The 17,584-nt window shown below is 63.3% G+C and carries 19 protein-coding genes; 2 read left to right on the forward strand and 17 right to left on the reverse strand.

From position 1 onward, the window contains the following. Window positions 1-29: 29 nt before the first annotated feature. The 3 genes from M2267_RS01265 to M2267_RS01275 form a co-directional block, all read right to left on the reverse strand. Complete coding sequence (locus M2267_RS01265) at window positions 30-668, reverse strand: 5'-methylthioadenosine/S-adenosylhomocysteine nucleosidase (protein WP_429112025.1); 639 nt, start codon at window positions 666-668, stop codon at window positions 30-32. Further along, on the reverse strand, window positions 665-1,117 hold the full coding sequence (locus M2267_RS01270) for a PaaI family thioesterase (protein WP_043625842.1): 453 nt from the start codon (window positions 1,115-1,117) through the stop codon (window positions 665-667). Before M2267_RS01270 ends, M2267_RS01265 begins: the two co-directional genes overlap by 4 nt. A gap of 76 nt (window positions 1,118-1,193) precedes the next feature. Then, window positions 1,194-1,646 carry a TspO/MBR family protein gene (locus tag M2267_RS01275; RefSeq protein WP_043625839.1) on the reverse strand — a complete coding sequence of 151 codons (453 nt, stop codon included), beginning with the start codon at window positions 1,644-1,646 and terminating at the stop codon, window positions 1,194-1,196. Between the two features lie 83 nt (window positions 1,647-1,729). Here M2267_RS01275 and M2267_RS01280 point away from each other — a divergent pair, with 83 nt between their 5' ends. Then, on the forward strand, window positions 1,730-2,284 hold the full coding sequence (locus M2267_RS01280; protein ID WP_043625836.1) for a GNAT family N-acetyltransferase: 555 nt from the start codon (window positions 1,730-1,732) through the stop codon (window positions 2,282-2,284). Window positions 2,285-2,297: 13 nt separating this feature from the next. Here M2267_RS01280 and M2267_RS01285 read toward each other — a convergent pair whose 3' ends face one another. The 10 genes from M2267_RS01285 to M2267_RS01330 all read right to left on the reverse strand — a co-directional run bounded on the left by M2267_RS01285 (window position 2,298) and on the right by M2267_RS01330 (window position 13,838). Continuing rightward, complete coding sequence (locus tag M2267_RS01285; protein ID WP_429112027.1) at window positions 2,298-3,383, reverse strand: DUF1513 domain-containing protein; 1,086 nt, start codon at window positions 3,381-3,383, stop codon at window positions 2,298-2,300. 73 nt (window positions 3,384-3,456) lie between these two features. After that, window positions 3,457-4,446 carry a magnesium transporter CorA family protein gene (locus tag M2267_RS01290; RefSeq protein WP_429112029.1) on the reverse strand — a complete coding sequence of 330 codons (990 nt, stop codon included), beginning with the start codon at window positions 4,444-4,446 and terminating at the stop codon, window positions 3,457-3,459. Window positions 4,447-4,677: 231 nt separating this feature from the next. Next, the gene (locus tag M2267_RS01295; protein ID WP_429112031.1) at window positions 4,678-5,793 is read right to left on the reverse strand and encodes an imelysin family protein; all 1,116 of its coding nucleotides are present in this window, start codon (window positions 5,791-5,793) and stop codon (window positions 4,678-4,680) included. Continuing rightward, complete coding sequence (locus M2267_RS01300; protein ID WP_429112032.1) at window positions 5,793-7,283, reverse strand: di-heme oxidoredictase family protein; 1,491 nt, start codon at window positions 7,281-7,283, stop codon at window positions 5,793-5,795. The genes M2267_RS01295 and M2267_RS01300 overlap by 1 nt, the downstream gene beginning before the upstream one ends. 88 nt (window positions 7,284-7,371) lie before the next feature. Beyond that, the gene (locus tag M2267_RS01305; RefSeq protein WP_043615417.1) at window positions 7,372-8,652 is read right to left on the reverse strand and encodes an imelysin family protein; all 1,281 of its coding nucleotides are present in this window, start codon (window positions 8,650-8,652) and stop codon (window positions 7,372-7,374) included. Window positions 8,653-8,840: 188 nt separating this feature from the next. After that, a complete protein-coding gene (locus M2267_RS01310; protein ID WP_043615420.1) occupies window positions 8,841-10,127 on the reverse strand; it encodes an RsmB/NOP family class I SAM-dependent RNA methyltransferase in 1,287 nt (428 codons plus the stop codon). A 136-nt stretch (window positions 10,128-10,263) separates the two neighbouring features. Continuing rightward, window positions 10,264-10,638, reverse strand: coding sequence for a septal ring lytic transglycosylase RlpA family protein (locus tag M2267_RS01315; protein ID WP_043615424.1), 375 nt, complete (start codon window positions 10,636-10,638; stop codon window positions 10,264-10,266). A 461-nt stretch (window positions 10,639-11,099) separates the two neighbouring features. After that, the gene (locus M2267_RS01320) at window positions 11,100-11,975 is read right to left on the reverse strand and encodes an SDR family oxidoreductase (RefSeq protein ID WP_429112035.1); all 876 of its coding nucleotides are present in this window, start codon (window positions 11,973-11,975) and stop codon (window positions 11,100-11,102) included. After that, window positions 11,963-13,165: a tRNA epoxyqueuosine(34) reductase QueG gene (gene queG / locus M2267_RS01325; protein WP_429112037.1), complete on the reverse strand. Its 1,203-nt coding sequence runs from the start codon at window positions 13,163-13,165 to the stop codon at window positions 11,963-11,965. Before queG ends, M2267_RS01320 begins: the two co-directional genes overlap by 13 nt. Beyond that, on the reverse strand, window positions 13,146-13,838 hold the full coding sequence (locus tag M2267_RS01330) for a glutathione S-transferase family protein (RefSeq protein WP_043615432.1): 693 nt from the start codon (window positions 13,836-13,838) through the stop codon (window positions 13,146-13,148). The genes queG and M2267_RS01330 overlap by 20 nt, the downstream gene beginning before the upstream one ends. 162 nt (window positions 13,839-14,000) lie before the next feature. Between M2267_RS01330 and M2267_RS01335 the strand changes: the two genes are divergently transcribed. Beyond that, window positions 14,001-14,807: an undecaprenyl-diphosphate phosphatase gene (locus M2267_RS01335; RefSeq protein ID WP_429112039.1), complete on the forward strand. Its 807-nt coding sequence runs from the start codon at window positions 14,001-14,003 to the stop codon at window positions 14,805-14,807. 165 nt (window positions 14,808-14,972) lie between these two features. Here M2267_RS01335 and M2267_RS01340 read toward each other — a convergent pair whose 3' ends face one another. The 4 genes from M2267_RS01340 to pyrF all read right to left on the reverse strand — a co-directional run bounded on the left by M2267_RS01340 (window position 14,973) and on the right by pyrF (window position 17,583). Continuing rightward, window positions 14,973-15,134 carry a hypothetical protein gene (locus tag M2267_RS01340; RefSeq protein ID WP_034804494.1) on the reverse strand — a complete coding sequence of 54 codons (162 nt, stop codon included), beginning with the start codon at window positions 15,132-15,134 and terminating at the stop codon, window positions 14,973-14,975. 239 nt (window positions 15,135-15,373) lie between these two features. Next, window positions 15,374-16,354, reverse strand: coding sequence for a complex I NDUFA9 subunit family protein (locus M2267_RS01345; RefSeq protein ID WP_429112040.1), 981 nt, complete (start codon window positions 16,352-16,354; stop codon window positions 15,374-15,376). A 121-nt stretch (window positions 16,355-16,475) separates the two neighbouring features. Then, window positions 16,476-16,763 carry a DUF1330 domain-containing protein gene (locus M2267_RS01350; protein ID WP_043615443.1) on the reverse strand — a complete coding sequence of 96 codons (288 nt, stop codon included), beginning with the start codon at window positions 16,761-16,763 and terminating at the stop codon, window positions 16,476-16,478. 115 nt (window positions 16,764-16,878) lie between these two features. Beyond that, window positions 16,879-17,583, reverse strand: coding sequence for an orotidine-5'-phosphate decarboxylase (pyrF, locus tag M2267_RS01355; protein WP_429112042.1), 705 nt, complete (start codon window positions 17,581-17,583; stop codon window positions 16,879-16,881). Window position 17,584: the final 1 nt, after the last annotated feature.

Raw genomic sequence — 17,584 nt, forward strand, 5'->3', positions numbered from 1 at the left:
TTCAATTGCACCCGGACAATTCCGGGGTTTTAGAGTGGGATCGCGCCACTCAAGACCGCATTCTCCAACCGGTCGATCACGCTTGCAAGCTTCTCGTCGATGACGTGAAGATACTCCGTCCAGTCGTTGACATGCTTCAGTTCGGCCTTGCCATCGGAAATGCCGCGAAGCGCAATCAGGGGAATTCCGAAGGACTGGCAGGCGCGTAAGACCGCGAAGGTCTCCATCTCCACCATGTCGGCGTCGATCCCATCATAGGCAGCGCCCGAAACGATGTTGGCGCCAGTCGAAAGCCGCGCCTCGGGCACGCCGGGGATGCGCAGCGGCAGCGGCACCACGGCCGGAAGGTCGAGAAACGGCGTTCTCCCCTTCTCGAAGCCGAGCGGCGAGGCGTCCATGTCGCGGTAGCCGACGGAAACCGCCTGGTAGACTTCCGTCTGTTCGAGCTTGGCCGCACCGGCCGAACCGAGGGAAACGACGAGATCGGGCAGGGCCCGCTCGGCCGAAAGTTCACCAAGCGTGCGCGTCAACACCACGGCCGCCTCGACCGGGCCGACGCCGGTCATCAGCGGCTTGATCCGGTCTTTCAGGTGCGGGCCGTATTCGGCATCCACGGCCATGACGTAGAGCACCTTGCGTCCGGCAACGTCCTTGACCGCAAAACTCATCCTTCGATCCCTTCGCGTCCGCGTACCACCATCATTGTTCCGGTCATCGAGGCGATCAGCTTTGCCGGTCCGTCGGAGCGGATCGCATAGCCGCGACCGTCGGAAACGATGATCGTCGAGCCGGGCTTGGTCACCTCGCCGCGGAACAGGAACCGCTCGCCGCGTCCAGGCGAAAGCAGGTTGACCTTGAATTCGATCGTCAGGATCGAGGCATCCGGGTCGATCACCGAATAGGCCGCATAGGTGCCCGCCGAATCCAGCGCTGCGGAGATCACGCCGGCGTGCAGGAAGCCATGCTGCTGCGTCAGCTTGTCGTCGAAGGGCAGCTCGATTTCGACCGTGCCCTGCTCGACCAGTGTCAGTTCGGCGCCGATCGTGCGCATCGCCGCCTGCCGCGCAAAACTGTTGCGGATGCGGTTTCGGAAATCGGGGGGATCACGGTCGTCCATCAGTCCATGGGCCTTTGTGTCGCGCGGCATCATTATGCTGGGCGGACAGTGGCACGCTCATGAAGGTCCGACAAGTTCAATTCATGAGCAAAATCGCGCTGTTGAGTGCGGTCGCAAACGCAACCCAGGCGAGATAGGGGAGGAATAGCAGGGCCGAAAGACGGTCTCTTTGCCAGCTTGCGATGACGAAGCCGGCGACCGCGATCACGAGCGCAAGGATGACGATCAACGCCGACGAGATGTCCTGCATGCCGAAGAACAGCGGCGACCAGAGGAAGTTGAGGATCATCTGCGCCAGCCACAGGCGCATGGCGGCGGTACGGCGATGGTCGAGAAAGATTCTGGCGCCGGCGATGCCGATCATCACGTAGAGGATCGACCAGACCGGCGCGAAGACCCAGTTCGGCGGATTGAAGGCGGGTTTTGCCAGCGACTGGTACCATTCGCCGGGGATGTTGTTGTAGCCGATGAGAAGGCCGAGGCCGAGAACGGCGGCGATGAAGATTGCGTAAACGATCGGTCTGTTCATGGCTTCGACAGATAGAACAAACTTTGACGCTTTCCAGCGGCCTCGCCGTTTTGAAGCCGCGATGTGTCACCTATATCATCGCCATGAAGAGCTTCAGACGCATCGACATCCGCCCGGCCGGCCCGGATGACATCATGATGATCGCCTCCGTCATCGTCGAAACCTGGCGATCGACGTTCCGCGGGCTGATTTCGGATGCCTTTCTCGACGGCATGAGCATCGAGGAACAGGCGCTGCGTCACGCAAGGCGCATGCGCATCGCCGATGTGTTCCATCTGGTCGCGGTCGACATGAGCACGAACAGGGTGATCGGCTTTGCCAATTACGGCAAGGCGCGCTCGATGCCGCCGCGGTTCGACCGGGAGCTCTATGCGCTCTACATTCTCAAGGAGTTCCAGGGGGCCGGCATCGGTTCGGCACTGGTGCGCAGCGTCGCCGGCCACTGCCGGGAATTGGGCGGCAAGTCGCTCTTTGCCTGGGTGCTTTCCAGCAACCCGAGCCGGGGTTTCTACGAGCGCCTCGGCGCCGTTGCCGTCGGCCAGGGACAGGTGAGCCTCGGTGGCGAAAACCATGACCAGACCGCCTATCGCTGGAACGATCTGGCAAAGCTCTCGGGCGACGGCCGCTTTTCGGCCTGAGATCGCTTTGGCGCTAAACCAGCCGCACAATGTGCTGGTCCCAGGCCACGCGGCTCTTGTTGGCCTTGAAGTGGCCGTCATAGGAGGAAACGGCAAAGCCGTGATCGGCGCTGGCGACCCCCGCCGCATCGATGACGCGCTCTTGCTTCAGCACCGCGCCGGTTCGTGCGTCGAGCGTCACCGCCACGCCGCCCTTCGGAGACGTCAGCCCGATCAGTCCCTCGTTCCGGTTGACGGCGATGGCGCCGACATAGTTCGCCAGCGCTTCCGTCGTGCGCTCGGGCAGCGACAGGAACTTCAGGTCCTCTCCCTGGGAAAACGAGCCGACGAGCGGCGGCAGATCGTTGCGCGCGCCTTCGTATTGGCAGGCAAACCAGATTTCGCCCTTCGGACCGATGTCGACATGTCGGGTCGACAGGCGGCTGAGATCATCCGGCAATCCGTGCTTCTGCACCAGCGCACCGGTCGTGGTGTCGACCAGGGTCAGGCTCGGCTGCATGTGGTCGAGATTGAGCTTGGTGCGGCCGAAATCCGGATGGGTCTCGATGCCGCCATTGGCGATCGCCAGCAGCTTCCCGCTGGCGCTCAGCGTCATGTCGTGCGGGCCGATGCCATAGGTCGGGAATTCGCCGATGCGAGCGAAGTTATCGCTGCCGTCATAGATACCGACCATGCCGCGGTTGGCGGCAAAGTCGTTCTCGGTGGCATAGAGCAGCTTGCCGTCTCCTGAGAAGCAGCCGTGGCCGTAGAAATGCCGGCCGTCGGCTGCGGCAATCACGATCGGCTCGGCCGTGCCGTCGGTCGCAAGGATCATCGCATAGGTGCCGGGTCTGCGGGCAAAGGCGACGGCGCGGCGGCTGACAGGCGAATAGGCCATGCCGTGGGCCCGGGCCGGTAGCGCCGTGCGGTCGATGATCTCGCCCGCTTCCGTCAGCGTCGCAACGCCATAGCTGCCATCAGGCGCCATGAAGGCCGAGGCGAAGACGGCGTCCGCTCTGGTCAGCGCGAAGGCCCGCTCAGGGGCAAGGCTCGTCACCCAGGCTGCGCCCGCCATCTTCAGGAAACTGCGCCGGTCGATCAGGCCCGTGGCGGCTGTCATGCCATTGTCCCCAGTCATGGAATTTCCGCACAAACGGCGGCTGTGCCGCCGTTTGTCTTGGCACCTTAAACGCTCAGAGCCAGCCCCGGCGCTTGAAGTAGAAATAGGGCACGATCGCCGAGATCACCATCAGCATCAGTGCCGCAGGGTAGCCGAATTCCCACTGCAGTTCCGGCATCACCCCGAAGTTCATGCCGTAGATCGAGGCGACCAGCGTCGGCGGCAGGAAGACGACGGCGGCAACCGAGAAGATCTTGATGATCTGGTTCTGCTCGAGATTGATGAGGCCAAGCGTTGCGTCGAGCAGGAAATTGATCTTGTTCGACAAAAACAGCGCGTGGTCGCCGAGCGACGTCGCGTCCCGCTGGATCAGCTTGATCCGCTGCCGGCTTTCCTTGCCCGCCTTGCGCGGCCCCATGCCTTCGAGCGCCACGTGATAGGCAACCAGCCGGCCGATACTGACCAGGCTTTCGCGGATGACCGTCAAGAGATCGCCCTTCTGGCCGATCTGCTCGATCAGCGATTGCAGGTCGCGCGTCTTCTTGGTGGCGCTGGCATTGGTCTTGCGGAACACATCCCGCGAAATTCCGTCGACCTCGCTGCCGGCGCGCTCCAGCGCATCCGCCGTACGGTCGATGATCGCCTCAAGCAGCCCGAGCATCACCAGTTCGCCGCTTTCGCAGATCTGGCCGTTGGCCTTCTGGATGCGGTGGGAAAAGGTCTGGAACGGCTTCGGGTCGGCATGGCGCACCGTGACCAGCGTCGTGCCCTTGAGGATGAAGGTCACCGGCACCTTGACTGGATAGTCGCTGTCGAGCTTGGCCGCTGAGGTCATCGTCATGAATTCCGCGCCGGCTTCCTGGTAGAGCCGGTCGGAAAGCTCGATCTCCTGCATCTCGTCACGGGTTGGGATCTCGATGCCGAGCTGGCCTTCGACGAGCCGCGTTTCCTCGGTCGATGGATTGTAGAGGTCGTACCAGATTGCCGGCGTCGGCAGGGCGATGCCGTCGATCATGTCGACAAGCACGAGGTGGCTGTTCTGGCTTTTGTAGATGCGCAGCATATTGGGCTCCATAGGGCGAGTCATCCGACCGCCTGAAGCCCTGATCAATCAGGACCGGACGGCCGTGAGCGTGAAGGCTCGACTTCGACTGTCGGGGTTCATTGGGAGTTGGTCCTTGTGGTGAAACGTGCCCGCGAGAGCGGACACGGGAAGGGCTTTGCGCCCAAAAGCCGTGATTGTCAACACTCTGGGTTTGAACGGGATGCGGGCGGAAAACCGCACGCATTTTCCTCAGTCGCCGTCGGCAAAGGAGAAGCCGGCGCCAAGCCCGATCGCGCCGCCGAAATCGTTGTTCAGGCGGTTGAGCAGGTCGTTGACGTTGAGCGACAGGAAGGCGAGCTTGCCGCGTTTGCCTTCGTCGGCCAGCGCCGCGTCGATCGGCCCGTCGACATTGCCGGCCATGCTGATCACCGACTTGAAGACGAAGTCGGCCGAACCCGCGACCGAACGGCTGTCTTCCGGTAGCAGGCTCTGCATGTCGGCCACGTCGAACAGGGTCTTCAGCCCCCGAACGTTCGCGGCGATCGACGGCATGGTGTTGCCGGAGCGCCAGTAGATCGCGAGCTTCGGATGTCCCTTGTCGTCCTTGCCCTCGTAGAACGGTTTCAGCCGCTGGTCCTTCACCGTCTCGACGCCATGGACGAGAATGCCGAGCAGCTCGGTTGCCGCCTCGCGGTTGTCGCGGAACTCAGGATTGTCAGGCCCCGGATGTTTCCAGGCCGACTGAATGCCGTCGGGCTTTTGCCACGCGGCCAGGAACTCGTTGGCGATGGTGTCGAGGTTCTTGGTGATCGCCAGGCCGTAGCGGCAGCGGAAATCGCCGTCCTTGCTCAGAAGCGCCTCGGCGCCCGTGCCGTAGAGCACGTATTCGAGCGCGCCGAGGCCTTGCGCCGCAACGCTCTTGCCCTTGAGCTTGGCTTCGTCCGCAGCGCTTTCGTCCTTCTTCGAGACGATCGCCTGCACCTGCTTCAAGCCCGTGCTCTTGCGGTCGGGGTAGAACAGGAACCGCTCGAACCGGTTCTGCTCAAGCGCCGGACCAAGCCTCACCACCTCGATCCCCGACCAGGCGCCGACCACCTCGGAAAACGCAGTGCGAGCGCCATCGACCGTCGCCTGCGACGGCGCCGCGCAGAGCTTGGCCGTGGCCTTTGTAGCGGCGGCGGTCTTTTCCGTGAGGTTGCGGTAGCCGGGGATGATGAAGTCGTCGACGGCCTTGGCCATGACCGTAGGCACGGCCGCCTCGTTGACGACGCGCGGCGAGAGCGCGCTTCCTTCCTGGGCCACTGCGGGGAAAACGGCCGTCAGGGTCAGGGCAAAAGCGAGAGTAAGCGTATGCGTGCGGGGCATCAGAGTGACTCCAGGAAGGCAAGGAGATCGCGGCGATCGCCTGCGGCAAGGGCGGCAAAGGCATCACGGGCCTTCTGCCCTTCGCCGCCGTGCCACAGGATCGCTTCGGTGAAATTGCGGGCGCGTCCGTCGTGCAGCAGGAAAGTGTGCCCACTGACGGTCTTCGTCAAGCCGATGCCCCAAAGCGGCGGCGTGCGCCACTCGCTGCCGGTAGCCACACCCACCTGCTGTCCGTCGGCGAGACCCTCGCCCATGTCGTGCAGCAGGAAATCGGAATAGGGCCAGATCAGCTGGAAGGACTGCGCCTTGCCCACCGCATCGCGGCGCGTGACGAATTTTGGCGTGTGGCAACTGGTGCAGCCGAGATCGTAGAAGACCTTCTTGCCGCGGAGCGTTTCGGCAAAGCTCGCCTTGCGCCGCGCCGGCACGGCAAGGTTCTCCGAGTAGAAGGTCACGAGGTTGAGCACCGGGTCGGGCGCCTCTGTGGGGCCGAGGCGCGCCTGCTCGCCGGTCGACATGGTCAGGCATTCTTTCTGGGCTGCGGTGCAATCGCCGTGCGGCCGGTCGGCGTCGGGAGACGAGATGCCGATATCGGTGGCGAAGGCATCGGCGCTCTGCTGCCGCACGGTGGCGTTCTGCGCCTTCCAGCCGAAGCGGCCGAGCATCAGCTTGCCGGTCTTGGCATCCCGCGTCAGCGCCGGTCGGCCGCTGATGCCGTCACCATCCCTATCGTCGGGGTCGGCGTTCGCCAGGATGTCCGCCTCATGGATCGCCTCGATCAGGCCGAGGCCGATCATCGGCTGCGCCACGCGCGGCGAGAGCGTCGTTGCTGGATCGAGCGGTCCGTAGGCAAGGTCGGCGACGGAATAGCTGGGCCGGCGCAAAGACGCGGCTTCGCCGTCAGGAAAGGTGAAGGGCTCTTCGGTGTAGCTGACCTTCAGATGGCCTTCGGCGGCAAGGCCGGGCACGGCGCTATCCTGAAGCTGGGCGCCATAAACAGGGTCGCCGAAGTTCACCACCTCGTGCGCCGCGATCATCCGGCGCTCCTCGTCGTCGCGGGGCGGCCGCGCCAGGCGGAAGAACATCGAGGTCGTATCGACGGCACCCTCCGGCGGCCGGCCGCGCCCGTCCTTCAGGTGACAGCTCTGGCAGGCGCGGGCGTTGTAGAGCGGGCCGAGCCCGTCGGAGGCCTGGGTGGAGGAGGGGGAGGAAACCCAAAGCTTGCGAAAGAGCGCGTTGCCGAGCTTGAAGCCCTCTTCCTCTTGGAAGGTGAGGTTGGCCGAAAACTGCGAAAAACTGTCGGCATTGACGGGCGCGATCGAGGTCGCGGCACCCCCGGACATAGCCTCGAAGGTTTCCGCCTTGGAGAAATCGGTCGCAGGCTGGGTCACCGCCTGCACGCGCTGGCGGTCCTTGTCGTCGAGATCGGAGCGTTCGGTCAAAAGGCCACCGCCGGCGAAGGCGGGCAGGGCCGTGGAAAGCGCTTGCATGAGAAGAAGCGCGTAAAGGCGGGAAGCGCCGAGTTTCATCTCAGGAGGATCGGGCCGCATCTTTGTCGATGCGGCCCGCCTTTTCAGCTTATTGGAAGACGGCGTTAGGATTATCCAGGCTGTCGGAACCTTCAAGCTCGACGGTGCCGAGATCCAGCGACGCAATGACGCGCTGTACGGTCTTTGCCTGGGCGATCAGGCCGTCGATCGCCGCCTGAATGGTGGCGTTGCCCTCGGCATTGCCTTCGCCGATCATCTGGTCGTAGGCCTCGGTCGTTTCCGCGCGCTTGGCCATCGCCTGCATCTTCTCGACTGTGGTGGCGAGGTTGCCCGCCATCTCCTTGTCGAGCGCGGCATCCTTGGCCGCGACGAGTTCGGAGAGCGACGGGCCGGTCATCTTCGTGCCGTCGACGCGCGTGTATTCGCCCGTATAGGCCGACTGGATGCCGATCGCATCGTGCAGGTGCGAGTTGTGCGTGTTGTCGGAGAAGCAGTCATGCTCTTCTTCCGGATCGTGCAGCAAGAGGCCGAGCTTCATGCGTTCGCCGGCGAGTTCCCCATAGGAGAGCGAGCCCATGCCGGTGAGGATGGCGACGAGGCCAGCCTTCGGGTCGGCCTCGACCGCCTTGGTCGCGGCACCATCCGGAGTCCAGTTGGCGACCATCTCCTTGAGGTCGGAAACGAGCAGCTCGGTCGCGGCCTTCAGGTAGGCGGCGCGGCGGTCGCAATTGCCGCCGGTGCACGCCTTGGTGTCGTAATCCGTGTACGGGCGGTTGCCGGCGCCGGCCTTGGTGCCGTTCAGGTCCTGGCCCCAGAGGAGGAATTCGATCGCGTGGTAGCCGGTCGCGACGTTCGCCTCGATGCCGCCGGCTTCCTGCAGCGTGCCCGCCAGGAATTCCGGCGTGATGTTGGAGGCGTCGACGTCCTTGCCGTCGATCTTGATCGTCTTGTTGGCGATGACATTGGCGGTGAACAGCGCGTTCTCGTCGCTCTCGGTGCCGTAGCTCGGATCGACATAGTCGATCAGGCCTTCGTCGAGCGGCCAGGCGTTGACCTTGCCTTCCCACTCGTCAACGATCGCGTTGCCGAAACGGTAGACTTCGGTTTCCTGGTAGGGGTTGCGGGCCTTCTTCCAGGCGTCGCGCGCGGCCTTCAGCGTTTCTTCGCTCGGCGTCGCGATCAGCGCGTCGACCGCCTTGTCGAGCGCTTCTGCGGTCGTCAGCGCATCTTCGAACTTGGCGTGAGCGACGGCGGTGTAGTGCTTCACCACGGCGGCGGCATCGGTCGCGGCATGGGCCGGCTGCAGGGCCATCGCCGAGGTCGCCGTCATCAGCGCCAGCGCGGCGCCGCGGAAAAATTTCTTGGTCATGACCCTCTCCTGTTGCGTCCCCCGGCGCAGTCGAACGCGCCGCAAAACATGGCGTCGTTCAGCCGTCAGGCCATGAGAAAGGCCCCGCCGAGCCCGCTTCTCATGAACCAAAAGCAAACTTGTGTCAAAGTGTATAGTTTAGAACGCTTTCAATCTGATACGCGCCTTTTGACGATCGTCAAACGGCCTTAACCCTTGCGTTGCATCAGGCAGAAGAAGAAGCCGTCCGTGCCGGTGGAAGCGGGTGTCAGCGTCACCGTCTTCATGTCCGCAGACCAGGGCTGCGGCTTGTCGGTGCCAAACAGCGTCGCCCAGATGTCGGCGGCCGACAGGATCTCGAATTCCGGATTGTCCTCGCAGAAGCCGTAGACCTGCGCCTCGTTTTCCTCAGGCAGAACCGAGCAGGTGACGTAGATCAGGTGGCCGCCGGGGCGGACGAACTGCGCCGCGCTTGCCAGCGCTTCTTCCTGCTGGGAGATGCGCTCTTCGAGGTTCTTCTGGTTCAGCCGCCACTTGGTATCGGGGCGACGGCGCCAGGTGCCGGTTCCGGTGCAGGGCGCATCGACCAGCACGCGATCGAAACGGCCGGCCAGCGGCGCGAGGCTTTCGGTCGATTCATGCACCTGGACATTGCGGGTCCCGGCGCGCTTCAGCCGCTCGATGATCGGGGCGAGCCGCTTGCGGTCGGTGTCGTAGGCGTGGACCTGGCCCTTGTTGTTCATTGCCGCCGACATGGCGAGCGTCTTGCCACCGCCGCCGGCGCAATAGTCGAGCACCTGTTCGCCTTCCTGCGGATAGGCGAGGTCGGCGACGATCTGCGATCCCTCGTCCTGGACCTCGAACCAGCCCTTCTGGAAGGAGAGCTCGGCGGTCACGTTCGGCAGGCGCGAGGCGCCTTCGCCGGCGGGAATGCGGATGCCGTTGCGGGCGATCGTTGCTGCCTCGGCGCCGCTGCGCTCCAGTGCCTTCAGCACCTTGGCGCGCGAGGCCTTCAGCGTGTTGGCGCGCAGGTCCAGCGTCGGCCGGCCGGCGAGCGCCTTGGCTTCTTCCAGCCAGTCGTCGGAGAAGTTTTCTTCAAAGGAGGCCTGCACCCATTCGGGGATGTCGCCCTGCACATGGGCCGGGGCGTCTTCGATCCGGCGCGACCTGAAGGCCTGAAGCTGTTCGGCCGGTGCCTCCGGCGCGAACTTGTCGCCATCGAGTTCGGCGGCCAGCTTTTCTGGCGAAAAGCCCCACTGGCGGTACATCACAGCATGGCCGAGCGCCGAGGCGCTGTCGCTGTCCATGAGGTAAGCGTGGGAGAGCTTCATGCGAAGGGCGTCGTAGACGATGTTGCCGATCGCCGAGCGATCGCCGGATCCGGCGAAACGGTGGGCAAGGCCCCAATCCTTGAGCGCGTCGGCGACCGGGCGCTTCCGCTTTTCGATATCCTCAAGAACCTCAATGGCTCCAGCGAGCCTGCCGCCCAAACGCATCTTCGATCAACTCCTTTTTCGCCGTGGTAACGGCGATGGCATCGAAGAGCAAGACGGCGGAGAAGATTAACCGCCGAGAACGGCCTTTAGCGAAGTAGATCCACCCGAACGCAGGCCGGGTAGCAGTATTTCAAGATCAGGAGTTGACGACGCGGTAGCAGACGCTGGCAGTACCGGAGCGAACCATGCCGATCTGCGAAGCAGCAGCCTTGGAAAGATCCATGACGCGACCGCGGATGAAGGGGCCGCGATCGTTGATGCGAACGATCACGCTCTTGCCGTTGCGCTTGTTGGTGACCTGCACCTTGGTGCCGAATTTCAGGCTGCGATGGGCGGCCGTCAGGTGAGTGGCATTCATGCGCTCGCCGGAGGCGGTCTTGGAGCTCAGCGCATACCAGGATGCGCCGCCGCAGCCGGCACCGGCCGCATGGCTATCGGAAACGGAAACGAGACCGATAGTGGCCGTGAATAGCGCTGCAGCGGCAGCAGTCTTGATCTTCGCTGGCGTCAAACTGGCGATCCCCTCGGTCAAAACACTTGGTTAAAAACTTCTGGGAACCGCTAATTGGGGCGAAAAATGGCAAAAACGTGCTTCAACCATTTACGCTCTATTAGGATTTATTAAAAAATGACGAAATTTCAAAAACGAAGATTGTTTGAAATAGTTTAAACCTGGACCGGAAGTTCTTTGGAATCAGGGGTTGAGCGCTTGCCAACTTCCGCACGCGGGCCGAACTCGCCGGTAAACGAAAAAAATCATTAAAAATTTCGAATTGGACCAATTTTCCGGAATCCGGATGGTCGAAAATTCGTTACTAGCGCACAGGTTGTATGAAATTAGCCAAGTATCGAACGAATATCCAAAGAATGTCACAATTGCGCTCGCCCAGCCCTGACCATTACTGACGGACTGACTGTCGACGTTCTATAAGCATTACGGGTTATGCTATCTGGCGGGCGCCATATTTCGTTTCACTGTCCGCGCCAGGCGCCCGACTGCCAGAGCTGTGCAAGCGAGACGCGATAATCCGGAAACGCGAACTCAAAACCGGTTGCGCGCATGCGGGCGTTTGAAACCCGCTTGTTTTCGCCATAGAAGGTGCGGGCCATCGGTGACAGTTCGGCTTGCTCGAAGGGCGTTTCCGGCGGCGGCTCGACACCCATCAGCCGGGCGGCTTCCGCGACCACGTCCTGCGGCGGTGCCGGCTCGTTGTCGGTGATGTTGAAAACGCCGCTGGTGGCAGTGTTGGCGAGGAACAGGGCTGCCGCGCCGATATCCTCGACGCGGATGCGATTGAACACCTGGCCGGGCTTGACCAGCCGCCGCGCCGTGCCGTTTTCGAGATTGCAGAAGGCGTTGCGTCCGGGGCCGTAGATGCCGGAGAGCCTCAGCACCGCGACGGGAATATCCTTCTTCTTGCCGAAGGCGATCCAGGCGTCCTCCGCCTCCACCCGCTCGACAGAGCGGGCCGAGACCGGTTTGCGCAGCATGTCCTCGGTGACCCATTCTCCGCCGTGGTCGCCATAGACGCCGACCGTCGAGAGGTAGCCGATCCATTTGAGGTTCGGCGCGATCTGCGCGAGGTCCAGGCTCGTGGCGCGGAACATGGGATCGCCGTCGCGACCGGGCGCGATCGACTGGATCAAATGGGTTGCCTTGCCAAGGGCGGCGGCGAGTTCGTCGGAGATCGTCTCTCCGTCGAAGAGGACCGGGCGGATGCCGGCCTTTTCGAGCTTTGTCGCCTTCTCCTCGGTCCGGGTGGTGCCGATGACGCTTGTGGCCGTCGGGGCCATCGCTTTTGCGATTGCCGTACCGGAGTAACCGGCGCCAAGGATCAGGACATGCATCGGCTCACTCCCGCGATCTGCCATTCGTTGAGGACGTCTTCGTCCGTCTCTGGCTCGCATTGTTCGGCAAATTCCGCAAGCGCCGCAGGCGCGACCAATCGTGACAGCGCCCAGACCGCCATCGCCCGCACGACGGCAGAGGGGTCGTTGACGCGGGCCTTGACTGCGGGCACCAGCGCCTCGCTACCGGAGTTGCCGGCGGCGATCAGCACGTTCCGCACGAAGCGGTCTCGACCGATGCGCTTGACCGGCGAGCCTGAAAACAGGCTGCGGAAGCTCGGGTCATCGAGGTCAAGCAGGGTTTCGAGCGACGGCGCCTTCAGGTCGTCGCGTGCCCTGAGCTTCATTTCCGAGGCCGCCTGCGCGAACTTGTTCCAGGGGCAGGCGGCAAGACAGTCGTCGCAGCCATAGATGCGGTTGCCGATCAGCGGTCGGAGTTCGGGATCGATCGGCCCCTTGTGCTCGATCGTGAGGTAAGAGATGCAACGGCGCGCGTCGATCCGGTAGGGCGCCGGGAAGGCGTCGGTCGGACAGGCGTCGAGGCAGGCGCGGCAGGAGCCGCAATGGTCGCGCTCCGGCTCGTCGAACGCAAGGTCGGCCGTGGTGAACAGGCTGCCGAGAAACAGCCATGAGCCATAGTCGCGGCTGACGAGATTGGTGTGCTTGCCCTGCCAGCCGAGGCCGGCCTGCTCCGCCAGCGGCTTTTCCATCACGGGGGCCGTATCGACGAAGACCTTGACGTCCTCGCCGGCGCGGGCGGCAAAGCGGGTCGCGACTTCCTTCAGCTTGCCCTTGATGATGTCGTGATAGTCGCGGTTCTGGGCATAGACCGAGATCGCGCCGCGGTCGGTCTGCTCGAGAATGCCGCGCGGATCGTCGTCCGGTCCGTAGTTCATCGCGAACATGACGACGGAGCGCACCTCGCTCCAGAGCGTGCGCGGATCGGAACGGCGCGCGGCTGTCTCCTCGAGCCAGTCCATCGTGCCGTGGAAGCGCTCGTCGAGGAATTCCCTGAGCCGGCTTGGGGCTTGCGGAATGGCATCGGGCCGGGTGATGCGACAGAGATCGAAGCCCTTGTCTGCCGCTTCCGCCTTCAGGAACGCCGTCAGCTTCAGCCGGCGCCGTTCCTCACTGTCTGCCTTGGCATCGATGCCGGGCACGCTGTTCGCCTCAGAAGTCGAGATCCGCATAGTGCGGAACGGGGGTCACGCCGCGCACGCGCTCGGCAAGCAGCGGGCGGAAGGAGGGGCGGGACTTCAGCCGCTGGTACCATTCCTTGGCGCTTGGAGCGTCCGACCAGTCGATTTCTCCAAGATAGTCGAGCACGGACACGGTGGCGGCCGCGGCGAGATCCGCATAGGAAATGCGGTCGCCGGCAAGCCAGGTGCGTGTGCCCGCGAGCCACGAAAGGTATTTCATGTGCTGGCGGATATTGGCGCGGGACGTGCGCAGGATCTTGCTGTCGGGCGCGCCGCCGCCCTGGTCCGGCGTCATCTGCAGCTTGAAGATACGCTCGCGCACCAGCGGCCGGGTCACATCGGCTTCCATCTTCTGCAGGAACCACTCGACCAGCCGGCGGATCTCGGCGCGCTGGAACGGATCTTCCGCGAGCAGCCGGCGATCCCGCTTCATGATGCCGTTCGTCTCGTCGAGATATTCCGAGATGATCGTGGCCCCACAGAGAGCCCTCATACTATCGTCAACATAGACCGGTAGCGTGCCGGCCGGGTTCAACGCCAGGAAGTCGCGCCGATTTTCCCAGGGCTGCTCATCGGTCAGTTCCGTCTGATAGCCGTATTCCGAAAGGATCAGGCGAACGAACCGTGAGGCGGAGGACATTGGGTGATGATACAGTGTCGGCATCGATGATCTGGTTTCTCAGAGGCTTTTTGCTGGGGGCATCAGCGTGGCGGCGCAAGCGTCTGGCCACGGCTCATAAGAAAGAGCTATAGAAATTTGTGGTGGCAAACACAAGCGAATCAGCCTTTTCCCCCCACTTCAAAACTTGTCAGGAAAATCTCATATATGGCGGATCAATCGATCATCAGCGCGCTCGTCCTCGGGCTCATCGAGGGCCTGACGGAGTTTATCCCTGTCTCGTCGACGGCGCATGTTCTCCTCGCCGGCCACTTTCTCGGCTTCAAGTCGCCGGGCAACACCTTCGCCGTTCTCATCCAGCTTGGCGCCATTCTGGCGATCCTGCTCGTTTATTTCCAGAAGCTTCTGTCGATCGCGCTGGCGCTGCCGACAAGCATCAAGGCGCGCCGCTTCGTCGTGTCAGTGCTGCTCGCTTTCCTGCCGGCGGCCGTCATCGGCGCCATCGCCCATGATTTCATCAAGACGGTGCTGTTCGAGACGCCTGTCCTGATCTGCGTCGTGCTGATCGTCGGTGGCGTCATCCTCTATGCGATCGACCAGATGCCGCTGAAGCCGCGCTATACCGACGTGATGGACTATCCGCCGTCGCTGGCGCTGAAGATCGGCCTGTTCCAATGCCTGGCGATGATCCCCGGTACGTCCCGTTCCGGCGCGACCATCGCCGGCGCGCTGCTGATGGGCACCGACAAGCGCTCCGCCGCCGAGTTCTCGTTCTTCCTGGCGATGCCGACCATGCTCGGCGCCTTCACGCTGGACCTCTACAAGAACCGCGACGCGCTGTCCTTCGACGATTTCACCATGATTGCCGTCGGTTTCATCGCAGCCTTCGTCGCCGGCATTTTCGTCGTGCGCTCGCTGCTCGACTTCGTCTCGCGGCGCGGCTTCACGCCTTTCGCCATCTGGCGCATCGTCGTCGGGATCGCCGGCCTGATCGGTCTGTGGCTGCTTGGCTGAGCGGAACCGACGATCTCAGAATGACAAAAGGCGCGTTCCGGACGCGCCTTTTTCTTTGGCCTAAAGCGGCCTCCATAAACAAAGCCGCGTGCGTCTCAAGAAGAAACGCACGCGGCCACTGGCCCCCGCCAATAACTTTTTGATGCCTCGTCGAGGCGCCGCCCCTTAGTGGCCGGAAAGGTCGATCGATGCCGTGGTGCACGGATCGACGCCATAGGCCGGCGCGCAATCCTTGCCGCTGCTGGCGACCGTGTTCGGCGCCATGAACGAGCCAGCCAGAATGATCAGTGCCGCACACGCAAAAAAGATTGCGATCGACTTGCCCATGGACGCTATGCCTTTCGAGAATGATGCCGCCGCCCGCCGTCATGCCTTGGGATCGGGGGCGCGAGGCGGTGTTTAGTTGGTGGATATGACATGATCAATATCAGGACATGTTGAATTTGCGGTAAATGCCAATCGCTTTTGCCAGTGCGGCAGAACTGCAACGCTGTTACCGCAATACAACAGAAAACGGCCGCCGGAGGTTCCGACGGCCGTTCAAAAAATCACTGGGTCGCTGCCGATCAGGCGGCGCGGCCGCTGCGGGTGTACTGGCCCTGTGGACGGTAGCGCACGAGGTAGGTCGGCAGGATCGGTTCCAGCATCGTCGGGTCGATGCCGATGCCCGAAAGCGTGCGGCCTTCCGAGACGGCCTTTGCCGAGACGACATTGTCGGATTTCAGCAACACCACCTGGTCGGCGGTGAGCGGCGGCGTGACGAAGGGGATCAGCGACGAAACGCTGCCGATCAGGGACGCAACGCCGAAGGGCAGCGAGACGAGCGTGCGCTTGCGGTCAATTGTGTTGAGCATGATCTCGAGACAGTCACGGAAGCTCAAGACGTCAGGGCCACCGAGTTCGTAGATCTTGCCCTTGGCGATCTTGCCATCGACGGCGCGGGCCACAGCTTCGGCGACGTCGGTCACGTAGACGGGCTGGAATTTCGTCTCACCGCCGCCGACCAGCGGCAGGACCGGCGAGAAGCGGGCCATGTTGGCGAATTTGTTGAAGAAGCCGTCCTCGGGGCCGAAGACGACCGACGGACGCAGGATGATCGCGTCGGGCTTCGTTTCCAGGATAGCGGCCTCGGCGCGGCCCTTGCTGCGGGCATAGTTCGAAGCGGACGATGCGTCGGCGCCGATGGCGGAGATGTGGGTCAGCGTCGCGCCGACGCCGCGGGCCGCTTCAGCCACGGCACGGGCGCCGAAATCCTGGACCGCATCGAAGGTGTTGCGGCCGCTCTCGAACAGTACGCCGACGCAGTTGATGACGTGATCGGAGCCTTCGACCGCGCGGTCGACCGATTTACGGTAACGCAGGTTCGCCTGGACGAAGGAGATCTGGCCGACATTGCCGAGCGGCTGGAGATGGCCGGCAAGATCCGGACGGCGAACGGCGACGCGGATGCGATAGCCGCGCTTGGCGAGCGCGCGCACCACATGACGGCCGACGAACCCGGATCCGCCGAAAATCGTCACCAGCGGCGGAAGGTTGGACAAGGTCATGGGATGTGCACTCCTGATCGGATCGGAAAGAATTGATTGCTACATAGCCCAACAGCCGCGAGAGGTGAAGGCCAATCGACGCCTGCGTGCAGAGCCTGCTGAAGGTTGGAGGCGGTGGGGATCAGACGCCTTCGACGACCACCATCTCGGCGTCGGCGACTTCCTGGCGGATAGCGGCGGCAATCTGGTACTCGGGCGAGTTATAACAGTCGATCGCCGCCTGCAGCGATGGAAATTCGATAACCACGTTGCGGGCGCGAACGCCACCTTCCAGCCGGTGATGCACACCGCCGCGCGCCAGAAAATTGGCGCCGTACTTCTCGAAGGCCGGCTTTGCGGCCGCCACATAGTCCTTGTAGCGCTCGGGGTCGCGGACATCGACCCGTGCGATCCAGTATCCCTTGGCCATACTGAGCTCCTCGTCTTGCAGCACGAAAGGCTGACGGGAGTGTTACTTCCGGCAAATTTGGGCCGAGGTCAAGCGGATCGGCCGGCCACGCGGGTCCGAGGGGTGCCGCCCGGCATCAGCGGGCAAGCGCGCCGTTCATTTCGGCGAGGATGGCGCGGGCAGCGACAAGCGGCTCGGCGGCTGCGACGATTGGGCGCGCGACGACGAGATGGCTGGATCCGGCCTTGAGCGCCTCGGACGGCGTCATCACCCGCTTCTGGTCGCCCTTGTCCGCGCCGGCCGGGCGGATGCCGGGAGTGACGAGCGCCATGTTGGGGCCGATGATCTTGCGCACGGCCGAAGATTCTTCCGCCGAGCAGACGATGCCGCCCATGCCGGCGGCGCGCGCCTGTTCGGCCCGGCGCAGCACCAGCGTGTGCGGGTCGTATTCGTAGCCGGCATCGATCACGTCCTGCTCGTCCATCGAGGTGAGCACGGTGACGCCGAGCAGGCAGAGGTCGGAGCCCTTCGCGGCCTCGACAGCTGCCTTCATCGCCTTCGGATAGGCGTGCAGGGTCAGCATCGACATGCCCATCTTGGCGATGTTCTCGACGCCCTTGGCCACCGTGTTGTCGATGTCGAGCAGCTTCATGTCGAGGAAGACCTTCTTGCCGCTCTTGGCCAGGTCGCGTGCGAATTCCAGGCCGCCGGCAAAGACCAGCTGGTAGCCGATCTTATAGAAGGAGACGTCGTTTCCGAGCGTCGACACGATCTTCTCGGCATCCGCAATCGTCGGAAGGTCGAGGCCAACGATCAGTCTGTCGCGCGCGGTTTCGGTCATC

Source organism: Ensifer sp. KUDG1 (assembly GCF_050434285.1).
In the GTDB taxonomy this organism is placed as follows: domain Bacteria; phylum Pseudomonadota; class Alphaproteobacteria; order Rhizobiales; family Rhizobiaceae; genus Ensifer.